The organism is Gemmatimonadaceae bacterium, assembly GCA_036504815.1.
Taxonomy (GTDB): domain Bacteria; phylum Gemmatimonadota; class Gemmatimonadetes; order Gemmatimonadales; family Gemmatimonadaceae; genus PNKL01.
This window is the reverse complement of the sequence record DASXUN010000015.1, coordinates 53,479-68,919: the sequence shown is the minus strand read 5'-3', so window position 1 is coordinate 68,919 and position 15,441 is coordinate 53,479. Positions and strand designations below refer to the sequence as shown.

Genomic DNA, 15,441 nt, shown 5'->3' with positions numbered 1-15,441 from the left:
ACAGAATGAACATCCGACAGGCCCGCGCATGGTTCGCGGGCGTGGTCGGTCTGGGCATGCTCTTCGGTGTCAGCACCGTTGCGCAGGCCCAGGCGTCCACCACCATCAAGGGACGTGTGGTGTCAGAAGCCGGCGCGCCCCTCGCCGGCACCAGCGTCTTCATTGACGCGATCAAGGCCGGCGCCCAGACGGGCGAAGATGGCCGCTACACCATCACGGTTCCGAGCCGCAACCGCGGTCCGGCGGTGCTTGTCGCCCGCCGCATCGGGTATCGGCGCGCGCAGAGCAACATCGACCTGAACGGCACCACGCTGACGGTGGACTTCACGCTGCAGGCGCAGGCCGTGCAGCTCACCGGCATGATGGTGACGGCGCTCAGCGTGCAGCGCGAGAAGTCGACGCTTGGCACTTCGCAGCAGGCGCTCGACAACACGAGCCTCACCGCGACGCGCCAGCAGAACCTGATCACGGCGATGTCCGGCAAGGCCTCGGGTCTCGCGATCCAGTCGACCGGTTCATTCGGCGGCTCGACCCGCATCGTGATCCGCGGCGCCGGCTCGATCACCGGCAACAACCAGCCGCTCTTCGTTGTCGACGGCATCCCGGTCTCGAACGCGGGCTTCTCGACCGTCGGCGCGTACAGCGGCCGTGACTACGGCAGCGCCATCTCCGACCTGAACCCCGACGACATCGCCAGCATCACGGTGCTCAAGGGCCCGAACGCCGCGGCGCTGTACGGCTCGCGCGCGTCGAACGGCGCGGTCGTCATCACGACCAAGACCGGCCGCGGCTCGGCCGAGGGCGTGCAGGTGCAGATCCGCAGCTACGCCACCGCCGACGTCTTCTCGGTGCTGCCCAAGTACCAGAACGCGTACGGCCAGGGCTTCGGCGGCGAGTTCTCGTACGTGGACGGCGCGGGCAGCGGCGTCAATGACGGCGCGGACGAGTCGTGGGGTCCCAAGCTCGACGGCCGGCTCATCGACCAGTTCACCGGTCCGAAGATGCCGTGGGTCGCGCACTCGAACAACGTGAAGGACTTCTTCCAGACGGGGACGACGGTCTCGAACAGCGTCGCGGTCACCGCGAACGGCTCCAAGACCTCGGCCCGCCTGTCGCTGACGAAGGACAACGTCAAGGGCATCGTGCCGAACTCGGCGCTCGCCAAGCTCGCCGCGTCGCTCTCCGCCACCGCGGCCGTCACCGAGAAGTTCAACGTGTCGGGCTCGCTGCAGGTGGTGCAGAACCAGGCGTTCAACCGCCCGGAAGTCGGCTACGCGGAAGGCAATCCGTTCATGGGCTTCTCGTGGTTCGGCCGCCAGGTCGACATCGAGGCGTTGCGCCGCAAGTACTACAACGCCGATGGCAGCCTGTTCAACTGGAACACGAACTACCACAACAATCCGTTCTGGCAGGCGTACGAGAACGACAACTTCGACACGCGTGACCGCGTCATCGCGCAGACGACGCTGAACTACCAGGCGGCGTCGTGGCTGAAGGGCATGGTCCGCATGGGCCAGGACTTCTTCCGCTACACGGCGACGGAGAACTACGCCGCGGGCCAGATCGACCACACCGACCCGGCCGGCAACGGCGCGTTCACCAACAACAACAACCGCGCGTCGGAGTCGAACGTCGAAGGGTTGCTGACGGCCAACAAGTCGTTCGGCCGGCTCGACGTCACGGCGAACGTGGGCGGCAACATCCGCCGCAACAACAGCTACAACAATTATTACGGCACCAGCAACATCGTCGTGCCGAAGATCTACAACCTGTCCAACTCCGGCGTCACGCCGACCGCGACCAACTCCGAGTTCCACTCGGGCGTGAACTCGGTCTACGGCTCGGCCGTCATGACGTGGAACCGCGTGGCCACCGTCGAAGTGACGGGGCGCAACGACTACTCGTCGACGCTGCCGAAGGAGAACAGTTCGTACTTCTATCCGTCGATCAACGGCTCGCTCGTGATCTCGGACCTCTTCCCGGCCATCACGAAGGGCGGATGGATCAGCTACGCCAAGCTGCGCGGCGGTTACGCGCAGGTGGGCGCCGACGCGGGCGCGTACCAGCTGCAGACGACGTTCCAGGGTTCGTCGTCCAAGTTCGGCGGCCGCACGCTGTTCACGCTGCCGAATGCCTCGGCCAACGCGAACCTGAAGCCCGAGCGCACCATCGGCTCCGAGGGCGGCATCGAAGTCTCGCTGTTCGATGACAAGCTCACCGTGGATGCGACGTACTACGAGAAGAAGACGAAGGACCAGATCTTCGCCATGTCGATGGCGCCGGCGATCGGCTACAGCTCGGCGTTCATCAACGCGGGCCAGATGAGCAACAAGGGCATCGAGGCGCTGGTGACCCTCAAGACGCTCGACCTGCGCAACGGCTTCTCGTGGCGCACGACGTTCAACTACACGCGCAACCGCAACAAGGTGGATGACCTGGCGAAGGGCGTGGACAACATCATCCTCGTCAGCCAGTGGAACGCGCGCATCGAGGCGCGCAAGGGACAGCCGTACGGCAGCATCTACGGCCGTGCCTGGCAGCGCGACTCGGCGACGGGCAAGATCCTGACGTCGGGCGGCCTGCCGATTCGCCAGTCCAAGTACACCAAGCTGGGCAACGTCAATCCCGACTGGACGGGCGGCGTGAACAACGAGTTCCGCTACAAGAACTACACGTTCAGCTTCCTGCTCGACATCCGTCAGGGCGGCCAGAACTTCTCGTCCGGCAACTGGTTCGGCAACTACGCGGGCGTGCTGGCCTCGACGCTGCGCGGCCGCGAGCAGGACTGGAACAAGCCGGGCATCGTGGTGGACGGCATCGACAAGGCGTCGGGCAAGCCGAACACCGACAACGTCACGTCGGAAGACTACTTCCACAACTGGTTCTACTCGATCGAGGACGGCATCTACAACACCGGCTTCGTCAAGCTGCGTGACGCCCGCCTCGGCTGGGACGTTCCGGCCAAGTACCTGACCAACCTCAAGATTTCCGCGCTGAACCTGTCCCTCGTGGGCCGCAACCTGCACACGTGGACGAAGTTCCCGAACTACGATCCGGAGAACTCCACGAGCTCTGGAAACACGGGTCAGGGCTTTGACATGGGTGCGCTGCCGACCACCAAGTCGATCGGCATCAACGTCACCATCACTCCGTGACCGTCAACCGGGAGAACCGAATCATGAAAAACACTCGGCTTTCGGTCGCGCTGCTTGCCACGGTCGCCTTCGCGACCACGGCCTGCTCGACCGACCTTACGGGGCTGAACAAGAACCCGAACAGCCCCTCGATCGACACCCCGCCGCCGGCGGGGACGATCTTCACCCAGGCAGTCGCGAACTCGACCGGCTACGTCGGCGGCGCCGGCTACCAGAACTCGGGCGTCTCGCTCCTGGCGCAGCACACCGCGCAGGCGCAGTACGTCGACGAGGACCGGTACGCCTATCGCTCCACGACGGTGGACGGCTGGTTCAATGGCCCGTACACCGGCGACCTGATGGACTACCAGCAGGTCTACGCCGTGGGCCAGGCGAAGAAGGATCCGAACATCTGGGGTCCGGCCCGGGTCATGCAGTCGCTCATGTTCGCGACCCTGACGGACATGTTCGGCGACATCCCCTACAGCGAGGCGCTGCAGGGGACGGCCGGCACGACGCTCAAGCCCAAGTACGATGCCCAGAAGGACATCTACTATGGGATGCTGAAGACGCTGACCGAAGCCAGCGCGGCGATGGGTGCCGGCACTGGGCTCGGCAACGGCGACCCGATCTACGGCGGGAGCGCGGCGAAGTGGAAGAAGTTCGCCAATGCGCTGCGTCTGCGCCTTGCCATGCGCCTGCAGAAGGCGGATGCGGCGAAGGCCTCCGCGGAAATCGCGGCGGCCATCGCGGGATCGGGCGGGCTGATGACGTCGAACGACGACAACGCGAAGCTGTCGTGGCCGGGCGACGATCAGTTCAACAACCCGTGGGCGAACAACTTCGCCGGGCGTGACGACTACCGGATGAGCAAGACGCTGATGGATGTGCTGGTCGCCAACAACGATCCGCGCACCCCCATCTTCGCCCAGCCGACGGTGGCCGATCCGACGAAGTATGCTGGTGAGCCGAACGGGCTCGACAATGCGTCGGCGAGCAGCTACATGACGGCCGCCTCGCGCATTGGCGCCATCTTCTATCCTGGCAAGACGGTTTACGGCACGTACGGCACGTCGGCGGGCAAGGCGACGCCGACGTACCTCGTCACGTTTGCCGAGCAGAATTTCATCCTCGCCGAAGCGGCCAACCGCGGCATCGGCGGCTTGAATGCCGGGCAGGCGGCGGCGTACTACAACGCCGGCGTCACGGCGTCGATCACGCAGTGGGGTGGCAGCGCGGCCGCGGCCGCGGCGTACCTCGCCCAGCCGGCGATCGCCTATCAGGGCGGCGCGGCGGGACTGACGCAGATCCTGACGCAGAAGTGGATCGCGTTCTTCACGCAGGGTCAGGAAGCGTGGAGTGACTGGCGCCGCACGGGCATCCCGGCGAACATCGTGCCGGGGCCGAAGTCGACGCTCAGCTACATTCCGCGCCGCATGATGTACGCCACCACCGAGCAGACGGTGAACGCTGATGCGCTCGCCGCCGCCATCGCCCGCCAGGGCGCCGACGCATTCAACACGCGCGTGTGGTGGGATAAGTAGTTCTGACGGCTCGTTCGCGTCGCTTGCGGGGCATCCGAAAGGGTGCCCCGCAAGTCTTTTGTGGGGGACGGTGATGGCGGAAGGCTGATGGCAGATGGCCGATGGGGGCGCTGGGGTCCCTCGGGCCACATCTGCCCTCCGCCTTCCGCCATCCGCCATCACTTTCTCCCCAAATGACTCCTTGAAGTCATGGGGGGCATGTGACTAATTTCACAAGCTGTACCAAAACGGCGCCCCGCTTCGCGGCGACGCCGAGTGGGTGTGCCCCCGGCTCCCCGGTTCTCCCGCACCCCGCACCACACCCTGTACTCTTCCCCTGCACCCTGCACTCGATATGTCTACGTCGCTGCGCCCCGGTGAGATCAAGGACATCCTGCTTCGCGAAATCGAAGCCGCCGACCTGAACAAGCTCGACGTCGAAGAGATCGGCACGGTGCTCGAGGTGAAGGACGGCATCGCCCGCATCTACGGCCTCAAGAAGGCGATGGCGGGCGAAATGCTCGAGATCACCGCCGTCGCCACCGGCGAGCGCATCACGGCCCTCGCGCTCAACCTCGAAGAGGACAACATCGGCGCCGTCGTCCTCGGCGACTACCTGCAGATCAAGGAAGGCGACGAAGTGCGCCTGACCGGCCGCGTGCTCGAGGTGCCGGTCGGCCACGAACTCGTCGGCCGCGTCGTCGACCCGCTCGGCCGTCCGATCGACGGCCTCGGCCCGATCCATGCCAAGCACACGCGCAAGGTCGAGTCCATCGCCCCGGGCATCATCGTCCGCCAGCCGGTGAAGGAGCCGCTGCAGACGGGCATCAAGGCCGTCGACTCGATGATCCCGATCGGCCGCGGCCAGCGCGAGCTCATCATCGGCGACCGCGGCACGGGCAAGACCGCCGTCGCGGTCGACACGATCATCAACCAGAAGGGGCAGGGCGTCATCTGCGTCTACGTGGCCATCGGCCAGAAGGCGTCGACCGTCGCCTCCGTGGTGGAGAAGCTGAAGGAGTCGGGCGCGATGGAGTTCACCATCGTCGTCGCGGCCACGGCCTCCGACCCGGCCCCGATGCAGTACATCGCCCCCTACTCGGGCGTGGCGATGGCCGAGTACTTCATGTACAACGAGGGGAAGGCGACGCTCGCGGTCTACGACGACCTGTCGAAGCAGGCCGCGGCCTACCGCCAGATCTCCCTCGTGCTGCGCCGCCCGCCGGGCCGTGAAGCCTACCCGGGCGACGTCTTCTATCTCCATAGCCGCCTGCTCGAGCGCGCCGCGAAGATTTCCAACGACCCGAAGGTCGTGGACGGCGTGCACATCCTCGCCCCGGGCGGATCGCTGACGGCGCTGCCGATCATCGAGACGCAGGCCGGCGACGTGTCGGCGTACATCCCGACGAACGTCATCTCCATCACCGACGGCCAGATCTTCCTCGAGTCCGACCTGTTCTTCTCGGGCGTGCGTCCCGCCATCAACGTCGGCATCTCGGTGTCGCGCGTGGGCGGCTCGGCGCAGATCAAGGCGATGCGGTCGGTCGCCGGCCGCCTGCGCCTCGACCTGGCCCAGTACCGTGAGCTCGAGGCGTTCGCCGCCTTCGCGTCGGACCTCGACGCCGCCACCAAGCGCCAGCTCGACCGCGGCGCCCGCACGGTGGAAGTGCTCAAGCAGGGACAGTACCGGCCGATGCCCGCCGAGCAGCAGGTGATGATCATCTACGCGGTGACCAACGGCTACATCGACGACGTGCCGGTGGCCAAGGTCCGCGAATGGGAGGCGGGCTTCCTCGCCTACATGGCGGCGAAGTTCCCGCAGGTCGGCGACGCGCTGCGCAAGGAGAAGGTGCTGTCGAAGGAAATCGAGGCGCAGCTCAAGCAGGCGATCGACGCGTACAAGAAGTCCCTGGCCTGATGACCCGTTCATCTGCCATCCGCCATCTGCCATCAACCATCTGATCCATGGCCAAGGGACGCGAACTCGTAGGGCGCATCAAGACCACGGAGAATACGCGGAAGATCACGCGTACCATGGAAATGGTGGCGACGTCGAAGCTGAAGCGGTCCTCCGACCGCGTGGCGGCGACGCGCCCGTACGCGCGGGCGCTCGGCGACGTCATCTCGAACCTTTTCAATGCCGAGTTGGCGGAGCGTTTTCCGCTCCTGCGGCAGCCCGTCGCCGAGCGGCGCGCGGTGGTCCTGCTCATCACGGCCAATCGCGGCCTGTGCGGCGGGTTCAACGCCAACCTGATCAAGGAGGCGCGAATGACGGTCAACGCGCTCGAGGATCGGGGCGTGGACGTGGACCTGCACGTCGTCGGCCGCAAGGGCCTCGGCTACTTCAAGTACGTGGGCCGCGAGCTGGCCTCGTCGCGCACGGACATCGGCGACGTGCCGACGCTGCATGACGCGGCGCGGCTCGTGGACCAGCTGATGGCGGACTTCGCCGCCGGCGTGGTGGATTCCGTGTATGTCGTGCACGCGAAGTTCAACTCGGTGTTGTCGACGCCGCCGACGACCGACCGCGTGCTCCCGGTGAAGGCGCCGGAGCGCACGGGCGCGCAGCGCGACTACCTGCTGTTCCCGTCGGCTGACGCGATCCTGACGGAACTGCTTCCCTCGTACGTGCGCAACGCGGTCTACCGCGCGCTCGTCGAGACGGCCGCCGCGGAACAGGCGGCGCGGCGCACCGCCATGAAGAGCGCCACCGACAACGCGGGGGAGATGCTGAACATCCTCCGCCGCACCTACAACCGCGCCCGCCAGGCCAACATCACGCAGGAGATCGCCGAAATCGTCGGCGGCGCTGCGGCACTCCAAGGTTGACCCCTATCATGACGACTGCCACTGACACGCACATCGGGAAGATTGTTCAGATCATCGGTCCCGTGATCGACGTCGAATTTGCGCCGGACCACCTGCCCGACCTGTACAACGCCCTCGAGGTGAAGGTCACGAATGACGCCGGCGAGCACATCCGGGTCGTCGCCGAGGTGCAGCAGCACATCGGCCGCAACCAGGTGCGCGCGGTGGGCATGAGCACCACCGACGGCGTCGTCCGCGGCATGGATGCCGTGGACCTCGGCCACGCGATCTCGGTGCCGGTGGGAAGCGCCGCGCTCGGGCGCATCCTGAACGTGCTCGGCGAGCCGGTGGACAATGGCGCGCCGATCGGCGCCGAGGTCGAGCGCTGGCCGATCCACCGCAAGCGCCCCGACTTCGTGAACCTCGAGCCCAAGACCGAGATCTTCGAGACGGGCATCAAGGTCATCGACCTGATCGCGCCGTTCGTGAAGGGCGGCAAGATTGGCCTCTTCGGCGGCGCCGGCGTGGGCAAGACGGTCGTGATCATGGAGCTCATCAACAACGTGGCCAAGGGCCACGGCGGAAAGTCGGTCTTCTGCGGCGTGGGCGAGCGCACGCGCGAGGGCAACGACCTGTACCTCGAGATGCAGGAATCGGGCGTCATCAACTCGACGGCGCTCATCTACGGCCAGATGAACGAGCCGCCGGGTGCGCGTCTTCGCGTGGGACTGGCCGGCCTGACGGTCGCCGAGTATTTCCGCGATCGCGAGAACGCCGACGTGCTGGTCTTCATCGACAACATCTTCCGCTTCACGCAGGCGGGCTCGGAAGTGTCGGCGCTCCTCGGCCGCATGCCGAGCGCCGTGGGCTACCAGCCGACGCTGGCGACGGAGATGGGCGACCTGCAGGAGCGCATCACCTCGACGCGCGACGGTTCCATCACCTCCGTGCAGGCCATTTACGTGCCGGCCGACGACATCACCGACCCGGCGCCGGCGACGGCCTTCGCGCACCTCGACGCGACGGTCGTGCTCTCGCGCGCCATCACCGAGCTGGGCATCTACCCCGCGGTGGATCCGCTCGCGTCGGGCTCGCGCATCCTGGACCCGCAGTTCATCGGCGAGCGCCACTACAAGGCGGCCACCGAGGTGCAGCGCATCCTCCAGCGCTACAAGGAACTGCAGGACATCATCGCGATCCTCGGCATGGACGAGCTCTCGGAAGACGACAAGAAGGTCGTCGGCCGCGCGCGCCGCATCCAGCGCTTCATGTCGCAGCCCTTCTCGGTGGCCGAGCAGTTCACGGGCATCGCCGGCAAGTACTGCAAGATCGACGAGACCATCTCTTCGTTCGAGCGCCTGTGCGCCGGCGAGTTCGACCACCTGCCGGAGCAGGCCTTCTTCATGGCCGGCGGGATCGAGGACGTGGTGGAAAACGCCAAGAAGCTGCAGGCCTGACCCATGCTCAAGGTCTCGGTGGTCTCGCCGGAAGCGACGCTGTACGAGGGGGACGCCACGTCGGTCGTGGCGCCCGCGTTCGACGGCGAGGTGGGCATCTTGCCGAGCCACGCGCCGATGATCACGGTGCTGGGGCAGGGGACGCTGCGCGTGGAGGGCGCGACGCCGGCGCGGTTTGCGGTGTCAGGCGGCTTCGTGCAGGTGGTGGACAACGTGGTGCGCGTGGTGACGGAGCAGGCAAAAGCCGTCTAGCTGGTCGGTGCGCGAATGCCCGGGGCCGCTCCGATGGGGGCGGCCTTTTGCGTGATAGCCGATGGCTTCATCACCACGGAGGAACGCTGGGCTTCTTCACCACGGAGGCACGGAGGAGAAGCTGAGGGCCACGGAGAACTGCAAACGCCGGGGTAACAGCAGCGCGCCACTAAAGCCCTGCGTGGCGAGGGTTGTTACTCCAAGAAGTTGCAGTTCCTCCGTGGCCCTCAGCAGTTCTCCGTGCCTCCGTGGTGAAAGAGGCCAGCGTGCCTCGGCGGTGAAGAAGTCCGAGGCAATACCGCTGAAATCGGGGGCGCACGCGGCTAAATTGTCCCGATGCGATTCAGCGCATTTCTGCTCGGCGCGGCGATCAGCGCTCACTCGGCTCTTGGGCAATCGGCCCGGCCGTCCGTTGCGATTCCGCGGATCGACGCGCGCGTCACCGTGGATGGCGTGCTCGACGAACCGGCCTGGGCGCAGGCCGCGGTGCTCGACGGCTTCCGCCAGTACATGCCCGTCGACAGCCGCCCGGCGCAGGAACGGACGGAGGTGCGCCTGTGGTACGCCCCCGACGCGCTGATGGTGGGGATCCGCGCGTTCACGGCCGACGCCGCGTCGCTGCGCGCGACACGCGCCGACCGCGACAAGATCGGCAATGACGACCGGGTGCTCCTGTACCTCGACACGTTCAACGACCAGCGGCGGGCGTTCATGTTCGGCGTCAACGCGCTGGGCGTGCAGCTGGACGGCGTGCGCACCGAAGGCGGCTACAGCGCGACGACGATGATGGGCGGCAGCATCGACTACAACCCCGACTTCTACTACGAGTCGCGCGGCCGCCTCACGCCGCAGGGCTATGAAGTGGAGCTGCGGATTCCGTTCAAGAGCCTGCGCCTGCCGGGAACGGGCGCGCAGACGTGGGGCTTCAATGTGCACCGCTTCTCGCCGTCCTCGGGCTACGAGGACACGTGGAGCGGCGTGCGCCGCGCCGGTGCGTCGTTCCTGGCGCAGTCGGGGACGCTGACCGGGCTCCACGACCTCGAGCGCGGCGTGGTCACGGAGGTGCAGCCGTTCGTCACCTCGTCAGCCGCCGGCCAGCGACAGCCGGATGGGTCGTTCACCCGCAGCGATGCCGTCACCAGCGCCGGGGCGAACCTGCGCCTCGGCTTCACGCAACTCTCGCTGGACGCGACCTTCAACCCCGACTTCAGCCAGGTGGAGAGTGACGCCGGGCTGGTGACGATCAACGAGCGCTTCGCGCTGTATGTCCCCGAGAAACGTCCGTTCTTTCTCGAAGGGATCGAGCTCTTCGCCACGCCCAACCAGCTGGTCTACACGCGACAGCTCAAGGATCCATCCGTCGGCGGGAAGGTGACGGGGAAGCTTGGCGCGTACAGCGTGGCGCTGCTCAGCGCGCGGGACCATCAGGGGGCGGGGAACGCGCAGTTCCAGATTGGCCGGCTGCGCCGCGACCTGGGCGCGGGCTCGAATGCCGGCCTCACTGTCACCGACAAGGAGCAGGGCGGGGCGTACAACCGTGTCGCGGCGGCCGACGTCCGCCTCGTCTACCGCAAGCTGTACTTCTTCGAGGCGCAGCTCGGCACTGCGGCGACGCGCACCGATGGGCTGCCCGGCCGGCAGGGCGAAATCTGGAAGGTCGAGAACGACCGCACCGGGCGTCACTGGGGATACAACATCCAGTGGATCGACATCGGACGCGGGTTCGAGAGCCAGGCGGGCTTCGTGCCGCGCAACAACATCACGAGCTTCCACTGGTTCAACCGGCTGTCGTGGTACGGCGAGCCGGGGGCGCGGGTGGAGAGCTTCACGACGTTCTTCAGTCCGACGCGCATCTGGCGTTCGGGCGGCGGCTTCACGAGCGCGCCGCTCGAGGGGAAGGACAACGTCAACTTCATGATCCGGCTGCGCGGCGGCTGGAACGTGAACACGTCGGTGGCGCGGCAGTTCTTCTATGTCGATCCCGCGGCCTACTCCCGATACACGATCGGCGGCGGACCGACGGCGCTGCCGTACCGTCCCGCCACCTGGCAGTCCGGCCTGGCCGACGTCAGCGCCACAGTCTCGTCCCCCGTGCTGCAGCGGGTCAACGCGTCGGTCTCGGTGCAGCGGACCACCTCGCCGATCTTCGCGGAAGGGTCGCGTGGCACCGACCTCCGCCTTTCCGGGTCGCTGACGCTGCGTCCGACGAGCGCGGCCCGCGTCGAGGCCACGCTCGCGTCGTCGCGCATCACGCGGCGCCTCGACGGTTCGGAGTATGCGCGGACGCTGATCCCGCGCGTGAAGGCGGAGTACCAGCTCACGCGAGCCATGTTCGTCCGCGTGGTGGGCGAATACCGCTCGGAGCGCCGTGACGCCCTGCGCTCGGCCGATGATGGACAGACGCTCTGGGTGAACCAATCGGCTTCCGTGCCGACCGCCGCCAGCCGCCTGCGCGTGGACTGGCTCGCCAGCTACCAGCCGACGCCGGGCACGGTCGCGTTCTTCGGGTATGGCACCGGTCTCGACGCGCCGCGCGCCGACGAGTTCTCCGACCTGCGCCGCGCGGACGACGCGTTCTTTGTGAAGCTGGCGTATCAGTTCCGGCGCTAGCTCGGGTGCGCGACGTCCGGGCTTTTTCACCACGGAGGCACGGAGGACTGCTAGAGGGCCACGGAGGACGACAACTTCTTGGGTTACAATGCGCGCCACGCAGAATTCTGCGTGGCGCGATGTCGTTACCCACTTTGTAGCAGTTCTCCGTGGCCCTCAGGCAGTCCTCCGTGCCTCCGTGCTGAAGAAGTCCGCGGACACCCACGAAAGCGAGCGCGTGACCGGACACTTCCGCGTTCGTCTGGGGTAGGAAACCCCGTCCCCAGTCGGAGAATTGATCGTGAAGCGCCTGGTTTTCGCCCTGATGATCCTCCCTGCCGTCGCGCAGGGACAGTCGTATACCTACCCGTCCTTCCAGCTGCCGACGCTCGTCGAGCGCGAGTACAACTTTGCCGCGGCTGATGCCGGGAGGGCGGGGACGTCGCTGCTCTTCCAGTGGCGCGAGGCCGTGTCGCCGCTCTGGCAGTTGGGCGTGGATGCGGGGCTGGCCGATCCAGATGGCAATGCCTCGTCGCGCCTGGTCCTGGGCGGTCACGTGGCGCGGGAACTGACGCGGGCCACGACCGACTTCCCATTTGATGTCGCCCTGACCGGCGGCATCGGATTCTCGGGTGTCGACGGCCACAACGTGCTCCGCATCCCCGTTGGCGCCTCGATCGGTCACCGCTTTCCGCTCGACGGCGACATGAGCGTGACGCCGTTCGTGCACCCGCGGCTCTCGTTCGACCGATGCAACGATTGCCGCGCGGGCAACGCCGACCGCAAGCTCAATGTCGCGATTGATGTCGGCGGCAGCCTGCAGATGACCGAGCAGGTGGCGCTGCGCATCGTGGCCACCGCGGGCGGCAGCGACTATCTCGGCTCAGGCAATGGCCTGGGGCTGAGTGTGGCGTGGACACCAAAAGGGCTGCGGAAATAGCACTGAGGGTCAGGAATTCGGCGTACGATCGAGGAATCCGCATTCGGATTTCGACTGGCGATCAAGAGCGAGAGGCCGGGGAGCGATGCTCACCCGGCCTCTGTTGTTTCTCTGTTGTCTCTCTGTTGTTTCTCTGTTGTCTTTCTAGAGCATCTCCACGACCATCTCATAGGATCTCTCCGCCGCTCCCGTTCCACCCTGCACGAGCGCGCGCGCCCGCTGACCCGCCGCGGAGCGAGCGGCGGCGTTGCTGAACCACTCGATGAGCGACGACTGGAGCGCACGCGCGTCGGGCACAGCGCGTCCGCCCCGCGCCGCCATCAGCAAGCCGGCGTCGCGGCTGCCGACGCAACGCGGGCCAAAGAGGACGGGTGCGCCGAAGGCCGCAGGCTCGATCACCGAGTGCAGCCCCGCTGCATGGAAGCCACCGCCGACGTACGCCACGTCCGCCAGCGCGTACAGGTCGCCCAGGACGCCGACGCGATCGACGATCACCACCTCGGCGCTGCCGACATCGTGCGCGCCGAGTCGCGCGGCCGGCAAACTTTCCCGCGCTGCCCACCCCTGAATCGCGTTCACATGCGTCGGCGTGGGTTCGTGCGGCGCGATGATGAGCCGCGCGGTCGGCACGCGGGCGCGGAGGCCGCGCCAGGCCTCAGCGAGCACCGTCTCATCGGCGGGCCAGGTGGAGCCGGCGACGAGCGTGGGCCGAGCGCTCGCGAGCGGTGCGAGCAGTCCGGAGTCCCGGTCCACGCCCGCGGCGCGCGCCCAGACCTGATCGTACCGGGTGTCACCCGTCACGCGCACGTGCGCCTGGTTCACGCCCAGCGCCACCAGGCGCTCGGCATCGTCGGCGTCGATCGCGCCGATGGCGCCGATGGCGGCGTACGCATCGCGCAGGAAGGCGCGCGCCATCATGCCGCGCCGGCCCGATCCTTCGGCCATCGTGGCGGCGATCATCGCCACGCGCACCCCGGCCCGGGCCGCTTCCTCCACGAGCACCGGCCAGACATCGAGCTTGCTGAACACCAGCGCGGTGGGGCGAAGCGCGTGCACGAGGGCGCGCGCCGCGCGCGCGGTGTCGAACGGGAGGTAGTCGGCGTAATCGGCGCCAACGCGCGCGGCAAAGCTCACTGCGCTGCTCGAGAAGTGCGTGTAGACCACCTGCACGTCCGGCCGATGCGCGCGCAGCAACTCGATGACCGGGCGCGCCTGCAGCCCTTCGCCGACCGACGGGGCGTGGAACCAGACCAGCGGACGGACCGGGTCGCGATGCGCGGCGCCCCACCGGGCGAATCGTTCGATCACGCCGCGCCGTCCCGCCAGCGACGCCATCGTCTTGCCGCCGCCGTGGTGGCGAGCGGCCGACGACGCCCACTCCGCGAGCGTGCCCGCAGTGGCGTAGGCGGCGCGCAGCGCGGGGTTCACGCCGTCGTCAGCCTACTTTGCGGCGGGCTTGGCCGCCGGTTTCGTCGCGAGCGCGGCTTCTATGGCGCCGCGAAATGCCGCCAGCGGCTGCGCCCCGATCATCGGTTGGCCGCCGACGAAGAACGTCGGGGTCGACTGCGCTCCGGCCCGCATGGCGCGATCGATGTCGCCCTGAATGAGCGGGCGCGTGGCCTTGGACGTCACGCAGGCGCGCAGGGTGTCGACGTTCGCGCCGGCATCCCCGGCCAGCTTCTCGAAGAACGGCTGCGCGTCCGCGAGATCCTTCCACGCCTTCTGCGTCCGGAAGATGGCATCCTGCACCGGCCAGAACTTGCCCTGCACGGCGGCGCACATGGCCACCTGGGCCGCGGGCATCGCATTCGGGTGCATCTCGAGCGGCAAGTTCACGTACGCGACGCGAATCCTCCCCGTCTCCACGTACTCCTTGCGGATGGCTTCCCACGACTCCTCGTGCCACTGCCGGCAGTACGGGCACTGGAAGTCGCTGATGATGATCAGCCAGACCGAAGCCTTGGGGTCTCCAAGGATGCGTCCCGCGTCGGCCTTCGCCAGCAGGGCATTGGCGGAGTCGCCCGGGACGACCGACGACGGCTGCAGCGTGGCGGCGTCGGCGGTGCGGGCGGCTCCCGCGCTGTCCCGGTTCGCGCAGGCGAGCAGGGTGAGCGCAAGCAGGGACGAGGTGAGGCGAAAGCGCATCATCGGAGGGGGAAAGCGGAGCGAAAGCGATGCACGGCGGGCGCCGTGCGATCCAGTACATAAGTGTAGTCGCCCTCTTCTCCGAGCGCGACGGCGAAGCCCACCCGGCGCGCGAGGCCCAGCAACGTGCCGCGCGCGGCGCGCGCGTCGAGCAACAAATGGCCCCTCGCCGCGCTCCCGGCCACGTAGCGGCGCGCGCGTGATGCGGGTGATTCACGAAACGCGTCCCGGTCCAGACGCAGCGCTCGCGCGCCGTGGCGGCGCCGTCGAGATCGAACAGCACCAGGCGCGCTCGCCGGTGAGCGCGCAGGCTATCAACGCGGCGCTTTTTCTCCGTCGGGGTCTGGGGCAGGTGACGCCGTTAGATGGCCGTCATTCCATGCAACCGTCGACCGCTAAGTCCAATTGCGGCACGGGCATCCGTGACTTTGCGGCGAGTAGGGGTTTCCCTGAGATTGCGTCTTGCACAAAGATGGCCCCTTCCGTAGGATTTCCGGCTGTGACAGAAGTCACGCTTCCTAGGTAGAGGGGGTGTGCAGCCCTTGGGCCGTAAGGCTCAGGGGTGTGGTGCATTTGTGTGCCGATGCGGTGCG

Annotated in this window: 11 protein-coding genes; 8 read left to right on the top strand and 3 right to left on the bottom strand. The window is 67.3% G+C overall.

What is annotated here, in order from left to right:
* Nucleotides 1-5: 5 nt before the first annotated feature.
* The 8 genes from VGJ96_07595 (at nucleotide 6) to VGJ96_07560 (ending at nucleotide 12,703) form a co-directional block, all read left to right on the top strand.
* Nucleotides 6-3,155: a SusC/RagA family TonB-linked outer membrane protein gene (locus VGJ96_07595; protein ID HEY3286971.1), complete on the top strand. Its 3,150-nt coding sequence runs from the start codon at nucleotides 6-8 to the stop codon at nucleotides 3,153-3,155.
* A gap of 23 nt (nucleotides 3,156-3,178) precedes the next feature.
* Nucleotides 3,179-4,678, top strand: a complete 1,500-nt coding sequence (locus VGJ96_07590; protein HEY3286970.1) for a SusD/RagB family nutrient-binding outer membrane lipoprotein — start codon at nucleotides 3,179-3,181, stop codon at nucleotides 4,676-4,678.
* Between the two features lie 334 nt (nucleotides 4,679-5,012).
* Nucleotides 5,013-6,575 carry a F0F1 ATP synthase subunit alpha gene (gene atpA, locus VGJ96_07585; protein ID HEY3286969.1) on the top strand — a complete coding sequence of 521 codons (1,563 nt, stop codon included), beginning with the start codon at nucleotides 5,013-5,015 and terminating at the stop codon, nucleotides 6,573-6,575.
* Between the two features lie 47 nt (nucleotides 6,576-6,622).
* Entirely contained in the window at nucleotides 6,623-7,486 is an 864-nt protein-coding gene (atpG, locus tag VGJ96_07580) for an ATP synthase F1 subunit gamma (GenBank protein ID HEY3286968.1), read from the top strand.
* A gap of 8 nt (nucleotides 7,487-7,494) precedes the next feature.
* Nucleotides 7,495-8,922 carry a F0F1 ATP synthase subunit beta gene (gene atpD / locus VGJ96_07575; GenBank protein ID HEY3286967.1) on the top strand — a complete coding sequence of 476 codons (1,428 nt, stop codon included), beginning with the start codon at nucleotides 7,495-7,497 and terminating at the stop codon, nucleotides 8,920-8,922.
* 3 nt (nucleotides 8,923-8,925) lie between these two features.
* Nucleotides 8,926-9,174, top strand: coding sequence for an ATP synthase F1 subunit epsilon (gene atpC, locus VGJ96_07570; protein ID HEY3286966.1), 249 nt, complete (start codon nucleotides 8,926-8,928; stop codon nucleotides 9,172-9,174).
* Nucleotides 9,175-9,510: 336 nt separating this feature from the next.
* Complete coding sequence (locus tag VGJ96_07565) at nucleotides 9,511-11,784, top strand: DUF5916 domain-containing protein (protein ID HEY3286965.1); 2,274 nt, start codon at nucleotides 9,511-9,513, stop codon at nucleotides 11,782-11,784.
* 280 nt (nucleotides 11,785-12,064) lie between these two features.
* Nucleotides 12,065-12,703 (top strand): hypothetical protein, encoded by a 639-nt coding sequence (locus tag VGJ96_07560; GenBank protein HEY3286964.1) that lies wholly within the window; start codon nucleotides 12,065-12,067, stop codon nucleotides 12,701-12,703.
* A gap of 144 nt (nucleotides 12,704-12,847) precedes the next feature.
* Here the strand turns inward: VGJ96_07560 and VGJ96_07555 are convergent, their stop codons facing one another.
* The 3 genes from VGJ96_07555 to VGJ96_07545 are packed head-to-tail and all read right to left on the bottom strand — an operon-like array spanning nucleotide 12,848 to nucleotide 15,003.
* Nucleotides 12,848-14,131 (bottom strand): glycosyltransferase N-terminal domain-containing protein, encoded by a 1,284-nt coding sequence (locus VGJ96_07555; GenBank protein HEY3286963.1) that lies wholly within the window; start codon nucleotides 14,129-14,131, stop codon nucleotides 12,848-12,850.
* Between the two features lie 12 nt (nucleotides 14,132-14,143).
* On the bottom strand, nucleotides 14,144-14,851 hold the full coding sequence (locus tag VGJ96_07550) for a thioredoxin domain-containing protein (GenBank protein HEY3286962.1): 708 nt from the start codon (nucleotides 14,849-14,851) through the stop codon (nucleotides 14,144-14,146).
* A complete protein-coding gene (locus VGJ96_07545) occupies nucleotides 14,848-15,003 on the bottom strand; it encodes a hypothetical protein (protein HEY3286961.1) in 156 nt (51 codons plus the stop codon). Before VGJ96_07545 ends, VGJ96_07550 begins: the two co-directional genes overlap by 4 nt.
* Nucleotides 15,004-15,441: the final 438 nt, after the last annotated feature.

Bases quoted from the DNA above. Each gene is read 5' to 3' on its own strand.
- VGJ96_07590 (HEY3286970.1), top strand. From the start codon at position 3,179: ATGAAAAACACTCGGCTTTCGGTCGCGCTGCTTGCCACGGTCGCCTTC.
- VGJ96_07550 (HEY3286962.1), bottom strand. From the start codon at position 14,851: ATGATGCGCTTTCGCCTCACCTCGTCCCTGCTTGCGCTCACCCTGCTC.
- atpC (HEY3286966.1), top strand. From the start codon at position 8,926: ATGCTCAAGGTCTCGGTGGTCTCGCCGGAAGCGACGCTGTACGAGGGG.
- atpG (HEY3286968.1), top strand. From the start codon at position 6,623: ATGGCCAAGGGACGCGAACTCGTAGGGCGCATCAAGACCACGGAGAAT.
- atpA (HEY3286969.1), top strand. From the start codon at position 5,013: ATGTCTACGTCGCTGCGCCCCGGTGAGATCAAGGACATCCTGCTTCGC.
- VGJ96_07595 (HEY3286971.1), top strand. From the start codon at position 6: ATGAACATCCGACAGGCCCGCGCATGGTTCGCGGGCGTGGTCGGTCTG.
- atpD (HEY3286967.1), top strand. From the start codon at position 7,495: ATGACGACTGCCACTGACACGCACATCGGGAAGATTGTTCAGATCATC.
- VGJ96_07565 (HEY3286965.1), top strand. From the start codon at position 9,511: ATGCGATTCAGCGCATTTCTGCTCGGCGCGGCGATCAGCGCTCACTCG.